The sequence below is a fragment of the Streptomyces xylophagus genome (assembly GCF_000716435.1).
In the GTDB taxonomy this organism is placed as follows: domain Bacteria; phylum Actinomycetota; class Actinomycetes; order Streptomycetales; family Streptomycetaceae; genus Streptomyces; species Streptomyces xylophagus.
The window spans coordinates 1-3,333 of the sequence record NZ_JNWO01000068.1; the positions used below are offsets into that span (position 1 = coordinate 1).

Genomic DNA, 3,333 nt, shown 5'->3' on the forward strand with positions numbered 1-3,333 from the left:
GGGGAGTTGGCCGCCGGGATGCGGGCCTCGACGGGGGAGGCAAGGCGCACGGCACCCCGGCGGCCGGTCGGGAGGCCGGTGTTCGGCGAGGGTCAGACGGGCAGTGCGTGGGGCTTGATCAGGGCCTGGACGATCTTTCCCGCGTCCGTGGGGGCGTAGGAGATCTCCGCTCCGAGCCGGCGGGCGGTCGACAGGCCACGGGGTCGCTCACCCTCGGCCGGTTCCCAACTCACGGCCTTGTCGAAGTCCGGGAATTCGGAGCGGCCGTCGTGCACCTGAAAGACGAGTTCCCCGGTCTGGAGCAGCGCCCACTGCATGGTGATCACGGCGTACTCGGGCACGCAGGTGTGCGCGAAGGCGTTGGCCATCAGCACCCGCCCGATCGTGGCCAGATTCTCGATGTCCACGAAGCCGTGCTCCGGGGCCAGGTAGGCGTGCAGGTACACGCGGGTGAAGCGGTAGGCGTTTCCGGCTGCGAGTTTCGTCGCCCGAAACTCCTCTTTCCGGACCCACTTGGCTTCTGCGCGCCCGAGATCGGGGATCACAGTGACACCACCGTGTTCCATGTCGTCGTTCCTTCTCACAAGAGGGAGGGAGCACCAGGTCGTCGTGCCGTCAGAGCTGACGCCCCAGGCGTCGGAGATGGCGCGGACAAGGAAGAGGCCGCGGCCGTTCTCGTCGTCGGGAGCCGCCTTGCGCAGTACGGGGAGTTGGTGAGAGCCATCCCGCACTTCGATCAGAAGGTGCGTGTCGGTGAGATACACACGCAGCCCGACATCACCGAGCCCATGCTCAAGGGCGTTCGTGACCAGCTCGGTGACGAGTACATCGGCAGACTCGATCAGCCCCGGCCAGCCCCAATACCGCAACCCGGCCCGGACGATGACCCGCGCGCGACCCGGTACAGCTAGGTCTGCATCGGCGATAACGCCAGCCGCGGAGCCCTCGTCCCGCTCGAAGGACATATTGAATCCGAGGTACTCGCGGAGAGGAGGGAGGATTCTGGGGCGCGTTCGGGCGATGGTCGCAGTCGGTGTCATGCCGTTTTCTCCATGCGTCCTCACTTGGCGATCAGCGTCCAGGAGTCAGTAGCCGGGACTGCCCTGCCCGGGGTGCTGGTGGGGACCCCTACGGTTTCAATCAGGGCAGTTGGCGTCACGGGCACGCGTGACCAACTTTTTTGGACACGCACCGGCGCGCCGACCAGGAGCAAACGGCTTCTTTGGACGACCAGTTGGGCTGCATATCCCCGATCTCCCGGTTCACGCCCACCCAATCGATCGATGACGCAGCTACCTTGAGTCCACGACACCGCAAAGGGAGCACGCCCATGAACGCCCCCTCGAAACCCGGTTCCAAGGCAGATCGGGATGCTCTCCGCCACGACATGACTATCGCCGGATGCGCGCTCGCCGATATCGCTATCGAGATGCGCACCCGCTTCAAGATGCGTCCCAGAGAAGCGTGGCGGCATGCCCACGGCTGGACTCTTCAAGAGGCAGCCGACCGCATCACCCAAGGAAGTGCCAGACGCCTCGGCGAGTCCGTCGCCGCCGACGCATCCCTCGTTGGCAAGTGGGAGAAATGGCCGGGCCCTTCCTCACGTCGCCCGAGCCTCTCAGTCCTGTTCGCCATGGCGGAGGCCTTCTCATGCCGCGTGGAGGACTTGCTGGACCTGGAAGACCGGCGCGTGCTCCCCGAGGCAGACCTGCACCTGCTCACCCATCGCCCGTCAACCGCCGACCCGTCGAGCACGCCGGCCGCAGCATCGTCCATCGTTGCCCCGGCTGAACCGACCGGGTCTAATCTCGTGCGTCTTGCCGCCGACGAGTCCGCGACGTGGGCGCAATGGGCGGAGGCCTCAAACGTGGGCGATATCGCCCTTGAGCAACTCATGGCCGAGACTCGGTCGCTCGCCTCGGACTACCTCACTTCAGATCCCGTCGCGCTCTTCGTCCGCACCCGAGCACTACGTGACCGCGTCTTCGCTCTCCTAGAAGGCCACCAGTACCCCCGCCAATCGACCGACCTGTACGTCGCGGCCGGTTACCTGTGCGGGCTCCTGGCATGGATGTCCTCCGACTTGGGACAGTTGCGCGACGCAGAAACCCAGGGTCGGACGGCGTGGCTGTGTGCCGAGCTGGCACGGCACAACAACCTGCGTGCCTGGGTGCTTTCAACTCGCTCCAAGGTGGCGTTTTGGGATGGCCGCCTCCGGGAGGCGATCAACTTCGCCCGGCGCGGTGCCACCTACCGCACGACGGGCACGGTGGCAGTACTCCTCGCCTGCCAAGAAGCTGATGCCTGGTCGGAACTGGGTGCCCAAGACGAGGCCTTGGTGGCGCTCGCCCATGCTGAAGACGCGCGCGCCTCGATGAGTAGCGAAGACGAGATCGGGGGCATCTTCGCCTGTCAGCCCGCACGGCAGGAGAACTACGCCGCGGCCGTCCAACTGCGTGTTGGTCGCCACGCCGATGCCTTGAGATCCGCAGACAACGCTCTCGCCCTTCTGGCCGTACAGCCGGTCAGGGCCTACGGCACCGAGGCACAGATCCACATCAGCCGGGCCGCAGCCCATCTCGCCAACGGGGAAGCGGAGGGCGCTCTCGAAGCCCTCGCGCCTGTCCTCGCCCTTCCGCCGGACCACCGCATGGAGCCTGTGACCCGCCGCCTCAGCGAACTGTCCACAAGCATCGGTCGACCTCGCGCCAGCGGCACCACGACTGTCGGCCTGCGACAAGCCGTCGAAGAGTTCTGCGTGCACTCCGCTCCGCGACATCTTGCACTCTCGCCAGGAGAGGGCTCTCCCTGATTTGATCCCGAGCTATGAAGACTCAACCCGAGACCATGCGGAACCACTGGTGGTGGCGGCCCGGCTGGAGTGTGGGCCGCCGTTTCTACACCTGGCACCTGACGTTCGAACACCAGGACGATGTGCACCGACTCGCTGCCGAGTACCGTTCCGCGCTCGCACCCCTCGGAGAGATACTCACCCCAATCCCCAACCAATGGCTGCACCTGACCATGCAAGGCATCGGCTTCGTGGGCGAGACCAAAGAGCAGGACGTCCACAGCATCGTGGATGCAGCCCAAACAAGGTTGGCCGCTATGTCAGCCTTCGACGTCCGGATCGGACCGGAGGTGTTGGACCCCGAGGCGGTACTCCTGCATGTGCACCCCGACGGCCCCGTCCGGGCCGTCAGAGACGCCATTCGGGAGGCTATTGGAGAGGTTCTCGGCGAGGTCCCAGAGAAGGCCGCGGGCTTCACTCCGCACGTCTCCGTGGCCTACAGCGCGGGAGACGGTCCGGCTGAGCCCATCACGGAGGCCCTC

The 3,333-nt window shown here is 66.0% G+C and carries 3 protein-coding genes; 2 read left to right on the forward strand and 1 reads right to left on the reverse strand.

The features are described 5' to 3' along the window. Positions 1–92 precede the first annotated feature (92 nt). Positions 93–1,040, reverse strand: a complete 948-nt coding sequence (locus tag OO70_RS54355) for an ATP-binding protein (protein ID WP_043688163.1) — start codon at positions 1,038–1,040, stop codon at positions 93–95. A gap of 290 nt (positions 1,041–1,330) precedes the next feature. On the opposite strand from OO70_RS54355, the gene OO70_RS50075 reads away from it, so the two are divergent. Both OO70_RS50075 and OO70_RS50080 read left to right on the forward strand, forming a co-directional pair. Further along, positions 1,331–2,812: a helix-turn-helix transcriptional regulator gene (locus tag OO70_RS50075; RefSeq protein ID WP_234337150.1), complete on the forward strand. Its 1,482-nt coding sequence runs from the start codon at positions 1,331–1,333 to the stop codon at positions 2,810–2,812. Between the two features lie 35 nt (positions 2,813–2,847). After that, positions 2,848–3,333 (forward strand): 2'-5' RNA ligase family protein (locus OO70_RS50080; RefSeq protein WP_043688167.1); only part of this gene is annotated, 486 nt, incomplete at its 3' end.